Here is a 22696-nt window from a genome sequence, read left to right as displayed (position 1 = left end):
TCGAAGCGGCGGTCGTCACTGCCCGTCACCCCGGTGAGTCCGCCGCCGCGGGCCGGGCGCCTCACGCGACGCGCCCGCATCCTCGTCTTCGGCGCAGTCCTCTCCGCCGTCGGCGCCGCGGTCGCGATCATCTTCTTCTTCCAATCGTGGCGTTCCTGCGAGGGGGAGGACACGTCGGCGGGCTGCCCGATGCTCGCCGGCGACGCCGCCGTGCTGCAGATCTCGGTGATCGTGCTCCTGGTGGGCATCGTCGTCCTGGCGGCGGGTGTCCTCACACCCCGGAGCGGACTCCCTCGTCGCCGCCGCGCCTGAGAGGCGGGCTCCGGCGGCGCGGGTAGGGTTCCTCTCGCCCATGCATCGCCTACTCGTCGCCCTCCTCGCCGCCCTCGACGCCGTGCTGGCCGCCGCGGGCGGTATCGCGGTGATCCTCGCGCCGCTCACCCTGCTGTGGGTCTTCGGCGTGGGAGACCCCGACTGGGGCGCCCTGTGGCCGGCATCCGCCGCCGTGTGGCACCTCGGACACCTCGTGCCGATCACGGTCACGCTGCCCGACACCTACCTCGCCGCCACCGGCATCGATCCGACCTTCGCGACGTTCACGCTGTCGCTCGCGCCGCTCGCCTTCGCGGCCTTCACCGCGCTGTTCGCCGCCCGCTCGGGCACTCGCGCGGCGGAGGCGGGGGCCGCCCTCACCGGCTGGTTGTCGGGCTCCGCGGTCTTCGCGGGGCTCGCCGCCCTCGTCGGACTGACCGCCAACGCCGAGCTGGTGGCATCCGAGGTGTGGCTCGCGATCCTGATGCCGTCGCTGCTGTTCGCCGTGCCCTCGTTCGCGGGCGCCTTCGTCGGCTCGTGGCGCGTCGGCGACGAGGGACCGGTCGACGCCCTGCGCGCCCGTCTCGAACGACTGCCGAGCGCGTGGGCCGACGTACCCGCGCTCGTCGTGCGCGGGCTCGCGCTCACGACGCTGGGGCTGGTGGCCGTGGGCGGCGTCCTCGTCGTCGCGGGGCTCATCGCCCGCTCTTCCCAGGTGATCGGGCTGTACCAGGCCAGCAACGCCGACGGCATCGGTGCGACCGTCATCGCCCTGGGGCAGCTGGCGTACCTGCCCACCCTCGTGCTCTGGGCCGTGGCCTTCAGCGCCGGCCCCGGATTCTCCCTGGGTTCCGACACCGCGGTCACGCCGGCCGCGACGCAGGTCGGGGCTCTCCCCGGCATCCCGGTGCTCGGCGCGGTCCCCGAGTCGACCTCGTCGTGGCTGCTGCTGCTGGCGCTCCTGCCGATCGGCATCGGCGCGCTGACCGGGTGGATCCTGCGATCCCGGATGCCGCGCACCCTCGGCCCCGAACCCTTCGGGCCCCGACTGGTCGTGGCCCTCGCCGTCGCCGTCCTCACCGGGGGCGCCGGCGCGCTGGCCGCGCTCGCCGCGAGCGGGTCGATCGGTCCCGGCCGCCTCGCCGACACCGGACCCGAGCCGGGCCCGCTCGCCCTCGCCCTGGGGCTCGAGGTGCTGGTGGGCCTCGCCATTCTGCTGCTGAGCCCGCGCGCGGGCGGTGAGAGCAACGACTCGTCGCTGAGTGCGTGGGCGTCCAGCGAGAGCTCGCGGTCGGACTCCGGAACCGCCGGTGCGCGCGCCGGGGCGCCGGACACCGGTTCGTTGTGGGCGACCCTCGGGGCGATGGGTCCCGGTGCCCCGGGATCGGGTGTCGGCGTGCCGGGTTCCACTGATCCCGGGTCGGGTGTCGGGGCGTCGGATCGCGATGCGGCGGCGCCCGGGACTGCCGCGCCTTCGACGACGGCGCCGTGGACGACGGCGGCCGGGATGACCGAGCCCTGGACGACGGCGACGGGGACGACGCAGCCCTGGACGACTGAGCCCTGGACGGCGGCGACGGGCGCGGATCGTGACGAGACCGCAGCCCCGCCTGCGGGGCCGGGTGCGCCGGAATCCGACCGCGAACCGGAGCCGACTTCTTCTTCGGACAGGGGGTCCGACCTCCACGGTGACGTCGGCGGGACGAGCGCCCGGGACGAGCGAGCCGATCCCGATAGCGCCGCCGGGCCAGGGGCGACGAGCTCCCTCACCGGGCCGTGGGCGACGAGCGCTCCCGCCTGGCCAGGGGTGACCAGCGCCTCCCGCGAGCAAGGGGCGACGAGCGCCCCCGGCGAGCGAGGGGCGACGAGCGCCTGGGACGAGGAGCGGGGGCGCGCCGACGATCCCGCTTCCGCGTCGGATGACGACGAGGTGCGCGCCCGGATCCGCGCCGCCTGGGCGCGAGAGCCGGAAGAGAGCGGCGACACCGGCCGGCCGGATTCCCGCTGAGCCTTCCTGCGCGCGGGGTCGCCGCCTGGGCGGCGTCGTGCGTGCTCCCCGCTGCTCGCAGAAGTGTCCGTTGCTCGCAGGTTGTGGGCGGTGGGATGCGAGGATCGCACCGGATTGCGGGCGTGGGGCTGCGCGTTCGCGGGCCGTGGCGAGGGAGTGCTGCGCGACGGGTGGGGGTGGGCGTGTGGGGCATGTCATCCTCCCCGCTGCTCACAGAAGTGTCCGTTGCTCGCAGGTTGTGGGCGGTGGGATGCGAGGATCGCGCCGGATTGCGGGCGTGGGGCTGCGCGTTCGCGGGGCGTTGCGAGGGAGTGCTGCGCGACGGGTGGGGATCGGCGTCTCGGGTCTGTCTTCCGTGGAAGTCGGCGCGGCTGCCAGAAGTGTCCGTTCCTCGCAGGTTGTGGGCGGTGGGATGCGAGGATCGCGCCGGATTGCGGGCGTGGGGCTGCGCGCGCTGACGGGCGAGACGTTCTGCACCAGTGTGACCGCGCAGCGGCGAGGGAACGTCGAGAACGCCCGATGACGGGAGGGCGATGGGGGAGGGCCGGCAGGGGACTCGGGCGATGTCGCGCCCCCGGCTAGACTGGGCCGGTGCTCACGGTCGCCGTTCTCATCTCCGGCGCCGGCTCCAACCTCCGCGCCCTGCTCGAGGCGGCTGCCGCCCCCGACTTCCCCGCGCGCGTGGTCGCGGTCGGTGCGGATCGCGAGGCCGACGGCTTCGCCCACGCCGAGCACTTCGGCATCCCGACCTTCCTCGTGCCGTTCCGCACCTTCGCGACGCGCGAGGAGTGGGGCGCCGAGCTGGGCGCGCAGCTGGCCGTCTGGAACCCCGACCTCGTCGTGCTCAGCGGCATGATGCGGCTGCTGCCCGCCGACCTCGTCGCCGCGTGGGAACCGCGCATCATCAACACCCACCCCGCGTACCTGCCCGAGTTCCCCGGCGCGCACGGCGTGCGCGACGCGCTGGCCGCGGGTGTCGCGCAGACCGGGGCGAGCGTCATCGTCGTCGATTCCGGCGTCGACACCGGCCCGATCCTCGCCCAAGAGCGCATCCCCGTGCTGCCCGGCGACGACGAGCACGCCCTGCACGAACGCATCAAACCCGTCGAGCGGCGCCTGCTCATCGACGTGGTGCGACGCATCGCCGAGGGCGAGCTCGACCTCGCCGCCGCGGCATCCCGAACCGCCTGACCTCGCGGCGGGCGAGCGCCCGTCGCTTTCGAACCCGACTCGAGACACAGGAGCCGTACGCCATGGCCGGACCCCGCCACGACCCCGCCGACTACCGTCCCCGCGACGTCGTCCCGATCCGCCGCGCGCTGGTGTCGGTGAGCGACAAGACCGGACTTCTCGAGCTCGGCGAGGCGCTCGCCGGCGCCGGCGTCGAGATCATCTCGACGGGCGGCTCCGCCACGCTGCTGCGCGAGGCCGGGTACGAGGTCTCCGACGTCTCCGCCGTGACCGGCTTCCCCGAGTCGCTCGACGGACGCGTCAAGACCCTGCACCCGAACGTGCACGCGGGCCTGCTCGCCGACCTGCGACTCGCCTCGCACGAGGCGCAGCTCGTGGAGCTCGGCATCCGCCCCTTCGAGCTCGTCGTGGTGAACCTGTATCCGTTCGTCGAGACGGTGGCATCCGGTGCCGAGGGCGACGACGTCGTGGAGCAGATCGACATCGGCGGCCCCGCCATGGTGCGCGCGTCGGCGAAGAACCACGCCAACGTCGCCATCGTCGTCTCGCCCGAGTCGTACCCGGCGATCATCGAGGCGCTGCAGACGCAGGGCGGCACCTCGCTCGCGCAGCGTCGTGAACTCGCCGCACGTGCCTTCTCGCACACCGCCGCGTACGACACAGCCGTGTCGACGTGGTTCGCCGAGGGCACGCTCGGTGACGACATCGACCTGCCCGCGCACCTGACCATTCAGGCCGAGCGCCTCTCGACCCTGCGCTACGGCGAGAACTCCCACCAGCGCGCCGCGATCTACACGCGCGTCGGCGGACACGGCATCGCCCAGGCGACCCAGCTGCAGGGCAAGGAGATGTCGTACAACAACTACGTCGACGCCGACGCCGCCCTGCGCGCCGCGTTCGACATGGTCAAGCCGGCTGTGGCGATCATCAAGCACGCCAACCCCTGCGGCATCGCGGTCGCGGCCCCCAACGCGCTCGACCCGATCGCCTCGGCGCACCTGCGCGCGCACGAGTGCGACCCCGTCTCGGCGTTCGGCGGCGTCATCGCCGCGAACCGCACGGTGACGTTGAAGATGGCCGAGAACCTGCGCGACATCTTCACCGAGGTCATCATCGCCCCCGACTTCGAGCCGGCCGCGCTCGAGGTGTTCAAGCTCAAGAAGAATCTGCGCGTGCTTCAGCTCCCCGCCGACTGGCAGCAGGAGCGCATGGACGTGCGCCTGGTCTCGGGCGGCCTGCTGCTGCAGGATGCCGACCGCTTCCCCGACGACATCGAGTCGGTCGCGAAGAACTGGGAGCTCGTGTCGGGGGAGCGTCCCGCGGACGCCGACATGGAGAGCCTGATCTTCGCCTGGAAGTCGTGCCGCGCCGTGAAGTCCAACGCGATCGTGCTCGCGCAGGGCTCGGCCACCGTGGGCATCGGCATGGGGCAGGTCAACCGCGTCGACTCGTGCCGTCTCGCCGTGGAGCGCGCCGGTGACCGTGCGCGCGGCTCGATCGCGGCATCCGACGCGTTCTTCCCCTTCGCCGACGGCCCGCAGGTGCTGATCGACGCCGGGATCTCGGCCATCATCCAGCCCGGCGGTTCGGTTCGGGATGCCGAGGTCATCGACGCCGCGCGCGCGGCGGGCGTGACGATGTTCTTCACCGGCGAGCGTCACTTCTTCCACTGACGCGTCCCGCCCCGTTCGCGGGGACGGTGCGTATGCGGCGCCGCCGCGGCTTCGGTCGTGGCGGCGCCGTCGTGCGTGGGGGCGCGGTCCTGCGTGGGGCGTGCGCCTGCGCCATGTCGTTGTGTGCGTACGACGCATAAACGCGATTCGTGCGCGTAAATGCGGTGGCTGCGTGTTTACGCGCACCGATCGTGTTTATGCGTGGGGGTGGGGCCGCCCGGTTGTTCGGGCGCCGGGGTCGACGACCGGGTGAGGGCGATTGCCGAGCGGGCGGGCGCGGTGCGGCGGTCGGTGTTGAGCGGGTGCGCGGGTCGCAGCAGCGATGCATAAACGCGATTCGTGCGCGTAAACGCCGTGGCTGCGTGTTTACGCGCACCGATTTTGTTTATGCATGGGGTGGGGCTGCCGGCCGTTCTCGGAGCTCGGGGTGGGCACCGCCCAGACGATGTCACGGCCAGCGCTTGGGGGTGGGTCCCCGGGCAGGCGCGGTCGCGGCGTGAGTCGGGCGGGGTCGCGGCTTGGAGTGCCCGAGTCGGTGCGGTGCAGCGACGCATAAACACGATTCGTGCGCGTAAACGCGGTGGCTGCGTGTTTACGCGCACAGATCGTGTTTATGCGTGGGGTGGGGCCGCCCGGTGGTTCGGGCGGCGGGGTCGCCGGCTCGGGTGAGGGCGGTGGCCGCGTGGGTGGGCGCGGTGCGGCGGTCGGTGTCGAGCGCGCGAGTGGGGCGGTGCAGCGACGCATAAACACGGTTCGTGCGCAGAAACGCGGTGGCTGCGTGTTTACGCGCACCGATCGTGTTTATGCGTCGCGGGGCGGCGGCGGGAGGCGTCGGCGATGTGTGCGCGGGGCTACCGATCGGGGGAGCGGCGGCTTCGTCGCGGCGCGTGCGGGGAGCGGGTCAGCGACTCAGGGCGATGAGCTTCGCCACGGTGTTGGCGTTGCGGGCGGTGCCGGTGACACCGAGCCGCTTCTCGAACCAGCCTGCCTGCAGTTTCGACCCGCCGATTCCCTCCGGGTAACGCGCGAACACCTCGCGTCCGTCGAGCACCGCCTCTTCGGGAATGCCGTCGGGCAGCGCCAGGGATACCGCCGGGCGGCTGTCGAGGAACACGGTCTGCACCCAGCGGCCCTCGGGAACACCGGCGAAGGGGTTGCGCGCGTGGCTGTCGACCAGCTCGGCGTGCGTGCGGACGATGACAGAGAGGTCGAAGCCGAACGCCTCGCGGACGGCGCGGCGAATGATCACAGCCGCCTCGTCGGGGGATCGCCCGGCGTCGTCGAGCACGACGTTGCCGGCGACCTGCAGCGTGTCGACCTCGCCGAGACCCGCGGATGCCAGGACCTCGCGCAGCACCGGCATCTTCAAGGCCGTGGGACCACCGACCCCGCGAAGGAGGGCGACGCTACGGGGCATGCCGCGACTGTACGCCCGTCGAGCCCGTGAGGAGGGAGGCGCGTCGTGCTGTCGCGGTTCCTCGCAGCGGCGTCGACCGGCGGTTAGCGCTGCAGCGAGATGGTGCGCCGGACGGGGCGCTGCGCGGGGAGGCGGAGGTGCGGCAAGGCTCTGGTTGTCTCAGGCTCCGCGGTCGCCCGCCCGGGTCGTACGGTGCATACGCCGGTGCAGCCCCACGGCGATTCGTCGAGGCGCCGGTGGGTTTCAGGCTGGGCGCTCCGCCCCGCTCGACGTCGCACGGAGGGGGCTGGTACGCGGTCAGGCGGAATCGCGCCCCAGGCTCTCGAGCAGCCGCAGCCAGACCTCGCTGACGGTCGGATACGACGGCACAGCGTGCCACAGGCGCGTGATCGGCACCTCGCCGACGACCGCGATCGTGGCCGAGTGCAGGAGTTCGGCGATGTCGGGTCCGACGAAAGTCGCTCCGACGAGCACGCCGCGGTCCAGGTCGACGACCGCGCGCGCCTTGCCCACGTAGGCGTCGGACTGCTCGCTCGACCCGGCGACATCCGCGAGGTCGTAGTCGAGCACCTTCACGTTCAGGCCCTGCTCCTCGGCCTTCTTGGCGGTGAGCCCGACCGACGCGACCTCGGGGTCGGTGAACGTCACCTGCGGCACCGCGGCGTGGTCGGCGGGTGGCGACGTGCGCACCCCACGGCGCGTCGTCGACCTCGCCGCCCTGCGCGCGGGCGGCGATGACGTCCCCTGCCGCCCGCGCCTGGTACTTGCCCTGGTGGGTGAGGAGTGCGCGATGGTTGACGTCGCCGACGGCGTACAGCCAGTCGAAGCCGCGCACCAGCATCGTGTCATCGACGTCGAGCCAGGTGCCGGCGTCGAGGCCGACGGCATCCAGCCCGAGATCGTCTGTGCGGGGAGAGCGACCCGTCGCGACGAGCACCTCGTCGGCGGTCACGCTGGTGCCGTCCGACAGCTCGAGCACGACGCGCCCGGCGTCGTCGCGCCGTGCCGCCGTGGCATCCGCCCCCGTCTTGACCGTGACGCCGCGATCGCGCAGGGACGACGCCACGAGTTCGCCGGCGAAGGGCTCGTTGCCCCCCAGCAGCCCGGACCGGGCGATGATCGTGACGTCACTGCCCAGGCTTTCGAAGGCCGTCGCCATCTCGGCACCGACGACCCCGCCGCCGATGATCGCGAGAGAGCCGGGGATCTGCTGCACCGCGGTGGCCTCGCGGCTGGTCCACGGTGAGACTTCGGCGAGCCCGGGAACGTCGGGCAGGAGAGCCGCCGAGCCCGTGCACACGGCCACGGCGTGCCGGGCGGTGAGCGCGGTGACCGTGCCGTCGTCGGCGGTCACGTTCACGGTCCTCTCGCCGGTCAGCCGGCCATGCCCGCGCACGAGATCGATCCCCGCGCCCTGCAGCCACTCGACCTGACCGGAGTCGTTGTAGTCGCTGGTCATGGTGTCGCGTCGGCGCAGGACGGCGGCGACATCGAGCTCGCCGGTGACGGCCTGTTTCGCGCCGTCGACGTCGCGCGCGGCGCGCAGCGCGGCACCGCTGCGCAGGAGGGCCTTGGAGGGCATGCATGCCCAGTACGAGCACTCGCCGCCGACGAGCTCGGACTCGACGATTACCGCGGTGAGCCCGGCCTGGACGGCACGGTCGGCGACGTTCTCGCCCACGGGACCGGCGCCGATGACGATGAGGTCGTATTCGCGTTCGCTCATGCCGCCACGGTACCGGCGGCCTCCGACATTCCGCGGGGGTTGCGCCGAGTGCGGCCGGTCTCTGCGCCCGCGCCGCGTCGGGCTCCTCCGGTCCGTGCACCCGCGCCGCGCCGGACCCCGCCGGTCCGTGCGCTGCGCCGCAAAGGTGCCCGGATCGGCCCGTCGCGCGGCAAGGACGTCTGGGCGGTCGACCCGGTGGCGCCGCCCCTGGACATCTCCTGGATGCCCTTGACCCGCTCCTCTGAACCGGTTTAGAGTCAACGCAACTGAACCGGTTTAGTTGAACCGGTCCGTTGACACGACGAGGTGACGGATGACGAACGACGCACGGCCCACGATCGCCGACGTCGCCCGCCGCGCGGGCGTCAGCAAGGGTCTCGTCTCGTTCGCCCTGAACGGGAGAGCGGGGGTCGCCCCCGACACTCGGGAGCGCATCCTCTCCGTCGCCGCCGACATGGGTTTCAGCCCCAGCCTGCGCGCCCGCTCGCTGAGCACCGGACGCGCCTTCGCCTGCGGGCTCGTCATCGGTCGCAGCCCCGACGTGATCGCCGCCGACCCGTTCTTCCCCTCCTTCATCGCGGGCGTCGAAGACGAGTTCTCCGTGTCGGGCCAGGTGCTCGTCCTGGCGGCGGCCACCCCCGGTCGCCAGGAGGACGACACCTACCGCGGCCTCGTCGCGGACCGCCGCGTCGACGGCGTGATCCTCTCCGACCTGCGGGCGGACGACGCCCGCATCCCGCTCGTCGCCGACCTGGGGATCGCGGCCGTGACCCTCGGCGTCCCCGACGTCGACAGTCCCTTCACCTCGGTGTCCGTCGACGACGGCGCCGGCATCCGGCTGGCCGTCGACCACCTCGCCGATCTCGGTCATACCGACATCGCGCACGTCGCCGGCCCCGTCGGCATGCTGCACGGGCGCAGCCGCACGGATGCGTTCGAACGCGCGGCCGAGGCTCGTGGCATCCGGTCCCGCGTGGTCCGGACCGATTTCAGCGCCGCGGACGGTGCGCGAGCCACTGACGCGCTGCTCGATGCCGACGCCCCGCCCACCGCGATCGTGTACTCGAACGACAACATGGCCATCGCAGGCCTCGGACGCGCGCAGCGCCGCGGACTCGTGGTCCCGCGCGACCTGTCGATCACCGGGTTCGACGACGCCGAGATCGGGGGGTACCTGTTCCCCGCGCTCACCAGCGTCGCCACCGACGCCCGCGGGTGGGGAGCCGCGGCCGCGCGCTCTCTCCTCGCCGCCATCGCGGGGGCCCCGGCCGAAGCCCGGATGCTCCCCGACCCCCGGCTGATCGTGCGCGCCTCCACGGCGCCGCCGACCCGCGACCCCGGTGCCGCCTCGACGACACGCGACCCCGCCGCCGCGACGACCCGCGACCCCGCCACCGCCTCGACGGCTCCGCCGACCCGCGCCCCCGGCCCCGCCGCCGGAGCATCGGGGCCCCCCACCGCCTGACGCACCGCGGGCACCCCGCACTCACACAGAGGAAGCGGACACCCCGCACTCACAAGGAGGAAGACATGCGACGACGCATTCTCGCCACAGCAGCAGCCGCCACCGGCATCCTGGCCCTCTCCGCCTGCAGCGGCGGGGGAGGGGGAGCCGGGGGAATGGACTCCCGCGGCCCCATCACGATCTGGTACTCCAACAACGACGCGGAGATCGCGTGGGGCGAACAGATGGTCGAGGCCTGGAACAGCGCCAACCCCGACCAGCAGGTCACCGCGCAGGAGATTCCGGCCGGCTCGTCGAGCGAAGAGGTCATCGGCGCGGCGATCACCGCCGGCAATGCGCCGTGCCTCATCTTCAACACCTCGCCCGCGGCCGTGCCCGGCTTCCAGCGGCAGGGGGGTCTGGTGAACCTGTTGGAGTTCCCCGACGGCGAGCAGTACATCACCGACCGCAGCGGCGACCTGGCCGATCAGTACCGCTCCGACGACGGCGGCTTCTACCAGCTGCCGTGGAAGAGCAACCCCGTGATGATCTTCTACAACAAGGACCTGTTCGCCCAGGCCGGGCTCGACGCCGAGAACCCGAAGCTGTCGACCTATGACGACTTCCTCAGCACCGCGCGGACGCTGACGTCGGCGGGCGTCGCGCCCTACGCCATCAATCCGGCTCCGACCAGCGAGTTCTTCCAGTCGTGGTTCGACTTCTACCCGCTGTACGCGGCGCAGACCGGCGGGACGCAGCTCGTAGAGGACGGCCAGGCCACCTTCGACGACGCGAACGGCGAGGCCGTGGCCGACCTGTGGCGCACGGTCTACAGCGAGCAGCTTGCGGGTAACGAGCAGTATCAGGGCGATGCCTTCGCCGACGGCCAGGCCGCGATGGCGATCGTGGGCCCGTGGGCCATCTCGGTCTATGAGGGCAAGGTGAACTGGGGCTCGGTGCCCGTGCCCACCGAGAACGGCACGGCCGCCGACGACACGTGGACCTTCAGCGACGCGAAGAACGTCGGGCTCTTCACCGCGTGCGAGAACAAGGGCACGGCCTGGGACGTGCTGAAATTCGCCACCAGCGAGGAGCAGGACGGCATCTGGCTCGAGGAGACCGGCCAGATGCCGCTGCGTCAGAACCTCACCGACACCTACGCCGACTACTTCGCCGCCAACCCCGCCTACGCCCAGTTCGGCGACCAGGCCGCGCGCACCGTCGAGGTGCCCAACGTGCCGAACTCGGTCGAGATCTGGCAGGCGTTCCGCGACGGGTACTCCCAGGCGGTCATCTTCGGCGAGGGCGATGTGAAGACCTTCCTCTCGGATGCCAAGACCCGGATCGACCAGCTGGCGGCGGGGAACTGACATGACCACGTCTGTCGCCGGCACGGCCGGCCGCACCGGGGGCGACCCCGGGCGGCCCGGCCGCGGGAGCGGCACACAGGACACGAAGAAGACGCGGCGTCGCCCGTTCGGCGCGCAGCCGCTCGGCATCCTGTTCTCCGCCCCCTACCTGCTCTTCATCGGGGTGGTCTTCGCCTACCCCATCGTGTTCGCGGTGTGGATGTCGTTCCACGACTACTTCTTCACCGCCCCCGGGGCGAACGTCGAACGGCCCTTCGTCGGACTCGACAACTACGTCACCGCGCTCACCGATCCTGCCGTGTGGCGCGCGTTCGGCAACGTCGGCGTCTTCCTGCTCATCAACGTGCCGCTGACGGTCGTTCTGTCGATCCTGCTCGCGACGGCGCTGGACCGGGTGGTGCGCGCCCGCACGTTCTTCCGCGTCGCGTTCTACGTGCCCTACGTCACGGCATCCGTCGCCGTCGTCGCCGTGTGGCTGTTCCTGTTCTCCAACACGGGCCTGGTCAACAACGTGCTCGGCCCCCTGGCGCCGAACCCGTCGTGGCTCGTGAACTCGGCGCTCGCGATGCCGACCATCGCGCTGTTCGTGACGTGGAAGGGACTGGGGTTCTACATCCTGCTCTACCTCGCGGCGCTGCAGAACGTGCCGCGCGAGCTGCACGAGTCGGTCGCCGTCGACGGCGGCGGACGCATCCGCCAGTTCTTCGCGGTCACGGTGCCCGGAGTGCGCCCGGCGACGTTCCTCGTCGTGCTGCTGTCGACGATCACGGGCGCCAACCTCTTCACCGAGCCCTACCTGCTCACGAGCGGCGGCGGACCCAACGGCGCGTCCACGTCGCCCGTGCTGCTGATCTACCAGAAGGGCATCGAGCAGCAGAACCCCGACGTGGCCACGGCCATCGGCGTGGTGCTGATCGTCTTCGTGCTCGTCATCGCGCTGCTGCAGCGCCGGTTCGTCGGAAGGGAGGAATCGTGAGAAGCAAGCTCGCCACGTACGGCGTCCTCACCATCGGAGCGCTCGCGTTCCTGTTCCCCTTCTATTACATGGTGGCGGGATCGCTCCAGACGAACCCCGACACCTCGATCGCGGGGGCCTTCCCGCACCCGTCGAACCTGACGCTCGAGAACTACACCGCGATCGACGGGCGCATCAACCTGCTGCAGGGGCTGGTGAACTCGGGCATCTTCACCGGCGGCGTGATCCTCGGCACGATCGTGTTCGGCGTGCTCGCGGGCTACGCGCTCGCCGTCTTGACGTGGCGGGGACGTTCGGCGACGTTCGCCCTCGTGCTGCTCGTGCAGGTGATCCCGTTCCAGCTGCTGATGATCCCGCTGTACGTGATGATCGCTCGCGACTACGGCCTGAGCGACAGCTACCTGGGCATGATCCTGCCGTTCTTCATCAACTCCACAGCGGTGGTGATCTTCCGTCAGTACTTCCTGCAGTTGCCCAAGGAGTTGTTCGACGCCGCGCGCATCGACGGGGCGAACGAGTTCCGGCTGCTGTGGAGCGTCGCGCTGCCGCTGGTGCGCCCGGCCCTGCTGACGGCCGTGCTGCTGACCTTCATCGGCCCGTGGAACGAATTCCTCTGGCCGTTCCTCATCACGAAGGAGGCGGCGATGCAGCCCCTGGCGGTGTCGCTGGCCACCTTCATCTCCAACATCGCGGCCTCCACCGCCAACCCCTTCGGCGCGATGATGGCCGGCGCCGTCGTGCTCGCCGCCCCCGCGGTGGCGCTGTTCCTGATCTTCCAGCGCTACTTCACCTCGAACGACCTCGGATCCGGAGTGAAAGGATGACAATGACCCCCGAATCCCCCGTCCCCTACCGCCTCACGCGCGTCGGGGTGGTGATGACCCCCGAGCCCGGCAACGCCGAAGAGGCCGAGGGCGTGCTCAACCCGGCATCCGGTCGCGGACCCGACGGACAGCTGTATCTGCTGCCGCGCCTGGTCGCGGAGGGCAACGTCTCGCGCGTGGGCCTGGCCCGCGTCGTGATCGAGGACGGCGTGCCCGTCGCGGTCGAGCGCGAAGGCGTGGTGCTCCAGCCCGACCGCGGGTGGGAGCGCGGCGTCGGCAACGCCGGCACCGAGGACCCGCGCACGACCTGGATCGACGCGCTCGGCCTGCACGTCATGACCTACGTCGCCTACGGTCCGCTCGGGCCGCGCACGGCGGTCGCCGTCTCGAGCGACCTGCGCGAGTGGCGCCGGCTCGGACCGGTGCTGTTCCGCTACCAGGACGATCTCGACATGGACCTCAACCTGTTCCACAACAAGGACACGGTGTTCTTCCCCGAGCCGGTCACCGCGCCCGACGGCACCGAGGCGCTGGCGGTGCTGCACCGGCCCATGTGGGACATCGGCGAGACCAAGCCCGGCCAGGGCGTGCGCGTGCCCGCCGGCGTCGAGGACGAGCGTCAGTCGATCTGGATCAGCTACGTGCCGCTGGCATCCGTCCGCGACGACCTCGCGAACCTCACCCTCTGGGAGCAGCACCGCTTCGTCGCGGGTCCGGCGTTCCCGTTCGAGGAGGTCAAGATCGGCGGGGGACCGCCGCCGCTGCGCATCCCCGAGGGCTGGCTCGTGCTGCATCACGGCGTCACCGGCGTGATCGACAGCGCGTTCTCGCAGCAGCAGAAGGTCAACTACGCCGCCGGGGCGTTGGTCCTGGATGCCGCTGACCCGAGCCGCGTGCTCGCGCGCACGCCCGAGCCGCTGCTGGCACCCGAGACCGACGACGAGCGCGGCGGCATCGTGCCCAACGTCGTGTTCCCGACCGCGATCGAGGAGATCGACGGCCGCCACTTCGTGTTCTACGGCATGGCAGATTCGAAGATCGGCGTGGCTCTGCTCGAGCGCACGGACTGATGACAGCGCCGCGCCCGGTGCCGAGTCGGCTCGGGCGCGGTGTCCGTTCCCGGGCGTCCGCCGAACGGCACCCGCCCGGGCGCGGCCGGACCTCGACCACCTCACCCGGGCGCACGGGCCGGCCATGCGGGGCTCTGCCTCGATAGCCGCTGCCCCGGTGCAGCATCCTCCCGCTGCACCGAATACCGACGATTCCCCTCGAAACCCCCCGGAGTGCGGGGATCTCCTGCATTCTGTACCGATCACCCTCGAAAGGATCCCCCTCCCATGAACGCACGATGGAGTGCGCGCATCACGGCCGTCCTGGGCGCCGTCGCCCTCGCCGTCCCCGTCAGCGCCGCGCCCGCGACGGCCGCCGAGGCGTCCGGCGACGCGCTGACCAACCTCGCCCACCTCGACTTCCTGCTCGACGAGACCACCCCTCCCGCCGGTGTGCCGGGTCACTCGACCTACCGCCAGGCGGAGGAGCCGACCCTCCTCGCCCCGTGGACCTACGCCGACGCGCGCGAGGGCGGCACCTTCGAGCGGGTGGGAGGCGGGCCGCTCGACCCCGCGACGGGCGACTGGGCCCAGGGCGCGTTCAATGCCGACGACAACACCCGCGCGGCCGTCGTGTACACCCGGCACTGGGAGCTGACCGGCGACCCCGACAGCCGGCAGAAGGCCTACGAGTTGCTTCGGACGGTGGCGTATCACCAGACGACGGACGGCCCGTCGGCGGGCAACGTCGTGCTGTGGATGCAGCCCGACGGCGACCTGAACCCTTCGGCGGAGCCCATCGAACTGCCCGACCCCTCCGATTCCGGACCGAGCTACTGGACGGCCCGCACCGTCTGGGCGCTCGGCGAGGGCTACGCCGCCTTTGTCGACGACGACCCGGCTTTCGCCGCCTTTTTGAAGGACCGCCTCGCCCTCTCCCGCGGCGCGATCGAGCGCGACGTGCTGTCGCGGTACGGCCAGTACGACGAGGCCGACGGCATCAAGGTGCCGGCGTGGCTCATCGCGGACGGAGCGGATGCCACGGCCGAGGCCGTCCTCGGATTGACCGCCGCCGTCCAGGCGGGCGATGACACGTCCGCCATCGCGGCGCGCCGGCTCGCCGAGGGCGTGGCCGCGATGGCATCCGGATCCACCCGGCAGTGGCCCTACGGCGCCGTGCGGCCGTGGGCGAAGTCGCCCGCGATCTGGCACGCGTGGGGCTCGCAGATGCCCGCGGCGCTCGCCGTCGCCGGCGACCTGTTCGACGACGATGCGCTCGTCGCGCCCCGCGATCACGGATGCCACGAGTTTCACCACGACCCTCCTCACCGCCGGCGGACCCGACAACGGGTGGAACCCCAGCCCGACCGACCGCGTGCAGATCGCGTACGGTGCCGATTCGCGCGTGCAGTCGCTGCTCGCCCTCGCCGACACGACCGGTTCCGAATCCTTCGCGCAGCTCGCCGGTCTGCAGGCGGCGTGGTTCTTCGGTGCCAACCACGCGGGCGCCCGGATGTACGACCCGATGACGGGCGTCACCTTCGACGGCCTGCAGCCCGACGGCTCCGTCAACCGCAACAGCGGCGCCGAGTCGACGATCCACGGTCTGTTGACCGCGATCGCGCTCGATGCGCACCCCGCTGTCGCCGCGCGTGCCACCGCCCTCACCGCGGTCCAGGCGCGCGTCGGTCTCGAGTACATCGAGGCCGAAGACGCCGTGCGCACCGACGGCGCCGTCTTCACACCCGAGTCGTCGTGGACGGGGGAGTCCAGCTGGTCGGGCAACGGGCTCACCCTTCAACCGCGTCAGAGCGCCCGGTGGGACCTCGGGACGTCGGACACCCGCCGGTGGATCGAGCCGGTGGTCCTGACCACGCCGGGCGAGAGAACGCAGTCGGTGTGGCGCGGTGGCGGGCTGCTGAGCGTCACCGGTCCGCAGCAGGGCGTCTCTCCCACTCCGGGTGCGCTGCTGCCGTACGGATTGACCGCGCCGGTGTCCGGCACCGACGTGCGCGTCACGGCCCTGCGCGGAGAGCTGACGCTCGACGGGCTCATCGTGCGCCCGTGGATCTCCCGCCTCGTGCTGGGCGGCGACGCGTACGGCGAGCTCGTGCACTCCAGCGCGATCGCGCCGCAGCGCACGAGCGTCGGTGCGGACGGGGTGCGGGCGTCGGTGACGGTGTACGAGGCCGACGGTTCCCTCGTGCGGGCGACCTCGACCGACGGCGAGGTGTCGGTGGTCATCCCCGCCGGCGGGTTCGCGGTGGCGGAGGGCTGAGGCAGCCGCTCCCCGCTGGAAGGACGGGCGTCGGTCGGACCGTGGGGGGTCCGACCGGCGCCGTCGTCCTGCGGCCGACGGTCATGTCCGATTTCCGCCAGCCGATGTCGGAGGAGGGTGGCAGGGTGGATGCCATGACCCCCACCTCCCTCGACGCTCCGGGCTTCGCCGAGCGCTATCGCGTGATCCAGTCGCGCGATCGCCGCTTCGACGGGCAGTTCGTGACGGCGGTGCGCTCCACCGGCATCTACTGCCGCCCGAGTTGCCCGGCCCGCACGCCGAGTGAAGCGAACGTCACCTTCTACGCCACGTCGGCGGCAGCGCACGAGGCGGGCTTCCGCGCCTGCAAGCGGTGTCTGCCCGAGGCCGCGCCCGGTTCGCCGCAGTGGGACGTCCGCGGAGACGTCGTGGCGCGCGCCATGCGTCTGATCGCCGACGGCACGGTCGATCGAGAGGGCGTTCCGGGCCTCGCTCGACGCCTCGGCTATTCGTCTCGGCATCTCACGCGCCTGCTCCAGGCGGAGCTGGGGGCCGGACCCCTGGCTCTCGCGCGCGCCCACCGCGCCCACACGGCTCGCGCGCTCCTGGTGGGTACCGATCTGTCGTCCGCCGACGTCGCCTTCTCCTCCGGGTTCTCGAGCGTCCGCCAGTTCACCGAGACGATCGGCGAGGTGTTCGGGATGCCGCCGCGCGAGCTCCGCGCGCGCCGTTCCCGCGCCACGGGCGCAGAGGTCTCGGCGGGCGAGATCGACCTCGCGCTCCCCGTCCGGGGGCCGATCGACACCGTCGGGCTGTTCGGGTGGATGCGCGCTCACGCGATCCCGGGGGTCGAGGCGGGCGACGACCGCTCGTTCTCCCGGGTCGTGCGACTGCCCGGCGGACCCGCGTGGTTCGAGGTGCGCCTCGCCGACGACAGCCGTCTCCGCTTGCGCGCCCGGCTGACCTCGCTCGCCGACCTCGGCACGCTCATCTCGCGCGTGCGGCGGCTGTTCGATCTCGACGCCGACCCCCTCGCGATCGACGACGCCCTCTCGCAGCACCCCGAGCTCGCCGCGGCCGTCGCGGCGATCCCGGGCGTCCGGGTGCCCGGAGCGATCGATGCGCCCGAGATGCTGCTGCGCGCCATGATCGGTCAGCAGATCAGCGTCGCGTCGGCGCGCACCATGCAGGGGCGGTTGGCGGCCGAATTGGGCGAGGCGGTGGAGGTCGGCCCCGCGCCGATGGTGCTCTTCCCCGAGCCGGCGATCATCGCCGAACGCGGACTCGACGTGCTGCGGGGCCCCGCGGCACGCATGCGCGCGATCGTCGAGGCAGCGGCCGCGCTCGCCGACGGGTCTCTCGACATCGGGCCCGGTGACGACGCCGGCCAGCAGCGCGAGCGCCTGCTCGGCATGCGAGGGATCGGACCGTGGACCGCCGATTACGTGCGCATGAGGGTGCTCGGCGATCCCGACGTGCTGCTGCCCGGCGACGTCGCGGCGCGCGCCGGGGCGGCGGCACTCGGGCTCCCCTCCGACCCGGCCGGCTTCACCGCCTGGTCGGAGCGCCTCGCGCCCTGGCGCAGCTACGCGATGGCGCATTACTGGTACGCCGCCCCGGTCACCCAGGCGTGGCGGTCTCCGGCCGAGAGCGCGGCCGCCGCGACCATCCCGCGGCCGCGACGGCGATCGGCGGCACGGCCCGTCGATGTCGCGAGTTCCGACCTGGCGATCGAGCGGACCTCCCCTCGGCCCGTCGTCGACCCCGCGCCGCCGCCGGAGGCCGTGGCCCCGAGCCGCCGCCCCCGTCCCCGCCGTGCCGACACGGCATCCCCCTCCGCGACCGAGAGAGAGACCTCCGCATGACCACCGCGACCCTGCAGTTCGTCGACACCCCCGACGGGCCGTTCGCCATCCTCGCCGACGACGCCGACCGGGTCATCGTCTCGGGGTGGACGAGCGACCCTGACGCCGTCCTCGGGCGGCTCCGCCCCGACCGGCGGCCGACGGAGGTGTCGCCGGGAGAGACGTCCGCCGCCGACGCCGTCCTGGCGTACTACGGCGGAGACATCCGGGCGATCGATGACGTCCCCGTCGTCCAACACGGCACGACGATGCAACTCGCCGGGTGGAGGGCTCTGCGAGCGATCGCCCCCGGTGCGCCGCTCACCTACACGGGCTTCGCCACAGCCCTGGGCTCGCCGTCCGCCGTCCGAGCGGCGGCATCCGTCTGCGCCCGCAACGCGGTCGCGCTGTTCGTCCCGTGTCACCGCGTGCTGCGCGGCGACGGCACGATGGGAGGGTTCGCCTGGGGGACCGAGGTGAAGCAGAGTCTGCTGGCTCGCGAGAGCGCCGGCTGATCCGCGCTCGGGAGGGCAAGATCCTCTTGCCCTCAGCAATCTCACAGGGATACTCTGGAGGGCTACCGTTCCCCCGGCGGAAGCTTCACACGATGAAGGAGGATGCCATGTACCGAATCGACGCCCCCGTCGCACCGGTCGCCGCGCCCTCCGTCGCTGCGCGCACCGGCCGACGCTTCTAGGGCCTTCGCGCTTCGGCGCACCCGCGTCGCTCCCGTCCGACGATCTTCGTCGCGCGCCTCCGGCATCCCTGTCCGCGCCTCACCCCGGCGCCCGTTTCGACCCCACGAGGATCATGACCACCTCTTCGCCGCCACCCCGCCTCTCGACACCACGTGCGCTCGCACGACTGCTGCCCGTCGCGCGTCTGGTGCTGCCGCGTCTCATCGCCGGCGCCGCCACCGCTCTCGTCGCGAGCCTGCTCGCCCTCGCCATCCCGCTGGTGCTCGAGCAGATCGTCGCCGGCCCCATCGCTTCGCTCGATGCCTCCGCACTGGTGTGGGGCTCGCTCGCCGTGCTCGGCCTCGGCCTCGCCGAAGCGGCGATGGTGTGGCTGCGGCGATGGTTCGTGCTCGGTCCCGCCACCAAGGTCGAGTACGACCTGCGTCAGTCGTTCTACTCGCGTCTGCAGCGGCTGCCCGTGGCGTTCCACGACCGGTGGCAGTCCGGTCAGCTGCTCTCGCGCATGATGCAGGACATCAGCATGCTGCGCCGCTGGCTCGCCTTCGGCGTGATCCTGCTCGTGGTCAACCTGCTCACGATCCTCATCGGGGCGGTGCTGCTGTTCCGGTGGCACTGGCTGCTCGGCGCCCTCTTCCTGGTGACGTCGGCGCCCGTCATCTACATCGGATTCCGCTTCGAGAAGCGCTACGGAGCGCTGACCCGTCAGAGCCAGGACCAGGCCGGCGACCTCGCCACGTCGGTGGAAGAGAGCGTGCACGGCATCCGCGTGCTCAAGGCCTTCGGTCGCGGAAAGCACGCCCTGCAGAAGTTCACCCGCCAGGCCGAGTCCCTGCGCGAGACCGAGATCGACAAGGCCCGCGCCGTCGGGTGGATCTGGTTCTGGCTCGTCCTCCTGCCCGACATCGCCTTCGCCGTGTGCCTGGGCGCGGGCATCGTGCTCACGCAGCTGGGCCAGCTGCAGGTCGCCGAGCTCGTCGCCTTCTTCGCCATGGCCACCGTCCTGCGGTGGCCGATGGAGTCGATCGGCTTCCTCTTCTCGTTCCTCCTCGACGCGCGCACCGCCACCGACCGCATCTTCGAGGTGTTCGACGAGCAGAACACCATCGTCGACCCGGAGCACCCGCGCACGATCGACGCCCCCCGGGGCGAACTCACCTTCGAGAACGCGCATTTCCGGTATCAGGATGCCGCCGACACCGAGCCCGACCTTCTCGACGGTGTCGATCTCGTGCTGCGGCCGGGCGAGACCATGGCCCTCGTGGGCCTCACGGGGTCGGGGAAGACAACGCTCACCACCCTCCCCGGCCGCCTGTACGACGTCACCGGTGGCCGCGTGCTGCTCGACGGCGTCGACGTGCGCGACCTCGCGCTGGCCGAGCTGCGCCGCCATGTCGGCATGGCGTTCGAAGACGCGACGCTGTTCTCGCAGACCGTGCGCGACAATGTGCTGCTCGGCCGCGAAGACCTTGCGCCCGGCTCGCCCGAGACCGAGGAGATCCTGCGCGAGGCGCTCCAGGTGGCGCAGGCGCAGTTCGTCTACGACCTGCCCGACGGGCTCGACACCGTCATCGGCGAGGAGGGGTTGAGCCTCTCGGGTGGACAGCGCCAGCGCCTCGCGCTCGCCCGTGCCGTCGCCGCGCGGCCGGCCGTGCTCGTGCTGGACGATCCGCTGTCGGCGCTCGACGTCGACACCGAGGCGCTCGTCGAGGACGCCCTCCGCGAGGTGCTGAGCGAGACCACCGCCCTGATCGTCGCCCACCGGCCTTCCACCGTGACACTGGCCGACCGCGTCGCGCTCCTCGAGGACGGTCGCGTCACGGCCGTGGGTACCCACTCCGAACTCCTCCGCGAGAGCGACCACTACCGCTACGTGATCTCGAGTCTCGAAGAGGCCGAGCGCGAGGCGCGCACGGGCGCCATCCCCGTCATCCCGGATGCCGGAGCCTCGCGCTCGACACGGTCCGACGACGACGCCGCTCGCGACGCACGAACCCCGAAGGAGGCGACCCGATGACCACCGCGACCGTCGCCGGCACCAGCGGCGAAGACCGCTCCGACTACACGCGCGCCGAGAGCCGCGCCATCCGTCAGCGCTCGCTCCGGCTGCTCGGCTCCCTGGTGTCGCCCCTGCGCGGACAGCTCGTGCTCGCGGCGGCGGTGCTCGTGGTGTCGACGGCACTGCGCGTCGCCGGCCCCGCCCTCATCGCCTTCGGCATCGACAACGCGCTACCTGCGGTGATCGAGCGCAGCGATTGGATGCCGACCATCGGTGTCGTCGGCATCTACCTGCTCGCGGGTGTCGGCGGTGCCGTGCTCATCGGCTGGTACGTGGTGGTCGCCGCGCGCCTGACTCAGGCCGTGATGCTCGACCTGCGCAAGCGGATCTTCCTGCACACCCAGCGGTTGAGCCTGGAGTTCCACGAGTCGTACACGTCGGGTCGGATCATCTCGCGGCAGACGAGCGATCTCGACACCATCCGCGAACTGCTGGACGGCGGGCTGAACGAACTCGTGTCCGGCGTTCTCTACGGCCTCTTCACGCTGGCGGCACTGTTCCTCATCGATTGGCAGTCCGGGCTGATCCTGACGCTCATGGGCATCCCGATGTACCTGCTGATGCGCTGGTTCTACCGGCGCTCGCAGGTGGTCTACCGCGAGTCGCGCGTGATCAGCGCGCAGGTCATCGTCAGGTTCGTCGAGACGATGACCGGTATCCGCGCGGTGAAGGCGTTCCGCAAGGAGCCGCGCAACGACGACGAGTTCGGGTCGCTCGCGGCCGACTACCGCGATGTCAACATGCGCTCGATCAAGCTGTTCGGCACCTTCGAGCCCGGCATCATGGCCGTCGCGGCGGTGTCGGTCGCGGTCGTGCTGCTGTGGGGCGGTGGCCGGGTCATCGCGGGTCCGCTCGAGATCGGTGTGCTCACGGCCGCCGCGCTCTACGTGCGCAACTTCTTCTCGCCGTTGCAGGAGGTGGCGTTCTTCCTCAACTCCTACCAGTCGGCCACCGCCGCACTCGAGAAGGTGTCGGGCATTCTCGAAGAGCAGCCGACCGTGCCCGACCCGACCGACCCCGTCGACCTGTGGACGGCCCAGGGTCATGTGCGCTTCGACGAGGTCACCTTCGGGTACTCGGACGATCGCGTCATCCTGCCGCACTTCTCGCTCGACATCCCCGCCGGGCAGACGATCGCGCTCGTGGGCACGACCGGAGCCGGCAAGTCGACGCTCGCCAAGCTCGTGTCGCGGTTCTACGACCCCTCCCAGGGCGCCGTCACGCTCGACGGCGTGGACCTTCGCCGCCTGCACCCGAAAGACCTCCGACGCGCCATCGTGATGGTCACGCAGGAGGCCTACCTGTTCAGCGGAACCGTCGCCGACAACATCGCCCTCGGCAAGCCCGACGCGACGATGGACGAGATCCGCGCCGCCGCCCGCGCCGTCGGCGCCGACGGGTTCATCGAGAAACTGCCCGACGGCTACGACACCGACGTGAACAAGCGCGGCGGGCGTGTGTCGGCGGGACAGCGCCAGCTGATCTCGTTCGCACGCGCCTTCCTCGCCGACCCCGCGGTGCTCATCCTCGACGAGGCCACGGCGTCGCTCGACATCCCGAGCGAGCGACTCATCCAGGACGCCCTGCAGACGCTCCTCGCCGACCGGACCGCCATCATCATCGCCCACCGTCTGTCGACGGTCGCGATCGCGGACCGCGTGCTCGTGATGGAGCACGGCCGGATCATCGAGGACGACACCCCCGCCGCCCTCATCGCCGGCACCGGCAAGTTCGCCCAGCTCCACGCCGCCTGGCGCGAGTCTCTGGTCTGACGGAGCACGCGGGATGCCACGGCCTCGAGGCCGTGGCATCCCGCGTTTCGGCCCGAGTGGCACCCAGGCGACCCGGGTG

At 71.7% G+C, this 22696-nt stretch carries 15 protein-coding genes and 1 pseudogene; 14 read left to right on the top strand and 2 right to left on the bottom strand.

Annotated features, from left to right (window positions below; translation table 11 throughout):
• The first annotated feature begins 33 nt into the window (after positions 1–33).
• The 4 genes from QE392_RS16925 to purH all read left to right on the top strand — a co-directional run bounded on the left by QE392_RS16925 (position 34) and on the right by purH (position 5184).
• Entirely contained in the window at positions 34–312 is a 279-nt protein-coding gene (locus tag QE392_RS16925) for a hypothetical protein (protein WP_307453751.1), read from the top strand.
• A 40-nt stretch (positions 313–352) separates the two neighbouring features.
• A complete protein-coding gene (locus QE392_RS16920) occupies positions 353–2320 on the top strand; it encodes a cell division protein PerM (protein ID WP_307453749.1) in 1968 nt (655 codons plus the stop codon).
• Positions 2321–2911: 591 nt separating this feature from the next.
• Positions 2912–3511 (top strand): phosphoribosylglycinamide formyltransferase, encoded by a 600-nt coding sequence (purN, locus tag QE392_RS16915; protein ID WP_307453746.1) that lies wholly within the window; start codon positions 2912–2914, stop codon positions 3509–3511.
• A 62-nt stretch (positions 3512–3573) separates the two neighbouring features.
• Positions 3574–5184: a bifunctional phosphoribosylaminoimidazolecarboxamide formyltransferase/IMP cyclohydrolase gene (gene purH / locus QE392_RS16910; RefSeq protein WP_307453744.1), complete on the top strand. Its 1611-nt coding sequence runs from the start codon at positions 3574–3576 to the stop codon at positions 5182–5184.
• Between the two features lie 901 nt (positions 5185–6085).
• Here the strand turns inward: purH and QE392_RS16905 are convergent.
• Positions 6086–6601, bottom strand: a complete 516-nt coding sequence (locus QE392_RS16905) for a DUF1697 domain-containing protein (RefSeq protein ID WP_307453741.1) — start codon at positions 6599–6601, stop codon at positions 6086–6088.
• 297 nt (positions 6602–6898) lie between these two features.
• Positions 6899–8327: pseudogene (locus tag QE392_RS16900) on the bottom strand (dihydrolipoyl dehydrogenase family protein).
• Positions 8328–8640: 313 nt separating this feature from the next.
• Here QE392_RS16900 and QE392_RS16895 point away from each other — a divergent pair.
• The 10 genes from QE392_RS16895 to QE392_RS16850 all read left to right on the top strand — a co-directional run bounded on the left by QE392_RS16895 (position 8641) and on the right by QE392_RS16850 (position 22617).
• Positions 8641–9792, top strand: coding sequence for a LacI family DNA-binding transcriptional regulator (locus tag QE392_RS16895; RefSeq protein ID WP_307453739.1), 1152 nt, complete (start codon positions 8641–8643; stop codon positions 9790–9792).
• Between the two features lie 65 nt (positions 9793–9857).
• A complete protein-coding gene (locus QE392_RS16890) occupies positions 9858–11141 on the top strand; it encodes an extracellular solute-binding protein (RefSeq protein ID WP_307453737.1) in 1284 nt (427 codons plus the stop codon).
• A 1-nt stretch (position 11142) separates the two neighbouring features.
• Complete coding sequence (locus tag QE392_RS16885; protein ID WP_307453735.1) at positions 11143–12117, top strand: carbohydrate ABC transporter permease; 975 nt, start codon at positions 11143–11145, stop codon at positions 12115–12117.
• Positions 12114–12941: a carbohydrate ABC transporter permease gene (locus QE392_RS16880; protein WP_307453732.1), complete on the top strand. Its 828-nt coding sequence runs from the start codon at positions 12114–12116 to the stop codon at positions 12939–12941. The genes QE392_RS16885 and QE392_RS16880 overlap by 4 nt, the downstream gene beginning before the upstream one ends.
• 2 nt (positions 12942–12943) lie before the next feature.
• A complete protein-coding gene (locus QE392_RS16875; protein ID WP_307453730.1) occupies positions 12944–14011 on the top strand; it encodes a glycoside hydrolase family 130 protein in 1068 nt (355 codons plus the stop codon).
• Between the two features lie 1249 nt (positions 14012–15260).
• Positions 15261–16268, top strand: coding sequence for a hypothetical protein (locus tag QE392_RS16870; RefSeq protein WP_307453728.1), 1008 nt, complete (start codon positions 15261–15263; stop codon positions 16266–16268).
• 134 nt (positions 16269–16402) lie between these two features.
• Entirely contained in the window at positions 16403–18112 is a 1710-nt protein-coding gene (locus QE392_RS16865; protein ID WP_307453725.1) for an AlkA N-terminal domain-containing protein, read from the top strand.
• Entirely contained in the window at positions 18109–18606 is a 498-nt protein-coding gene (locus QE392_RS16860; RefSeq protein ID WP_307453723.1) for a methylated-DNA--[protein]-cysteine S-methyltransferase, read from the top strand. Before QE392_RS16865 ends, QE392_RS16860 begins: the two co-directional genes overlap by 4 nt.
• 295 nt (positions 18607–18901) lie before the next feature.
• A complete protein-coding gene (locus tag QE392_RS16855) occupies positions 18902–20803 on the top strand; it encodes an ABC transporter ATP-binding protein (RefSeq protein WP_307453721.1) in 1902 nt (633 codons plus the stop codon).
• Entirely contained in the window at positions 20800–22617 is a 1818-nt protein-coding gene (locus QE392_RS16850) for an ABC transporter ATP-binding protein (RefSeq protein ID WP_307453719.1), read from the top strand. Before QE392_RS16855 ends, QE392_RS16850 begins: the two co-directional genes overlap by 4 nt.
• The last annotated feature ends 79 nt before the right edge of the window (positions 22618–22696 follow it).

Source organism: Microbacterium proteolyticum (assembly GCF_030818075.1).
Taxonomy (GTDB): domain Bacteria; phylum Actinomycetota; class Actinomycetes; order Actinomycetales; family Microbacteriaceae; genus Microbacterium; species Microbacterium proteolyticum_A.
The sequence above is the reverse complement of the archived record's forward strand: the minus strand, read 5'-3'. Positions and strand labels throughout refer to the sequence as shown.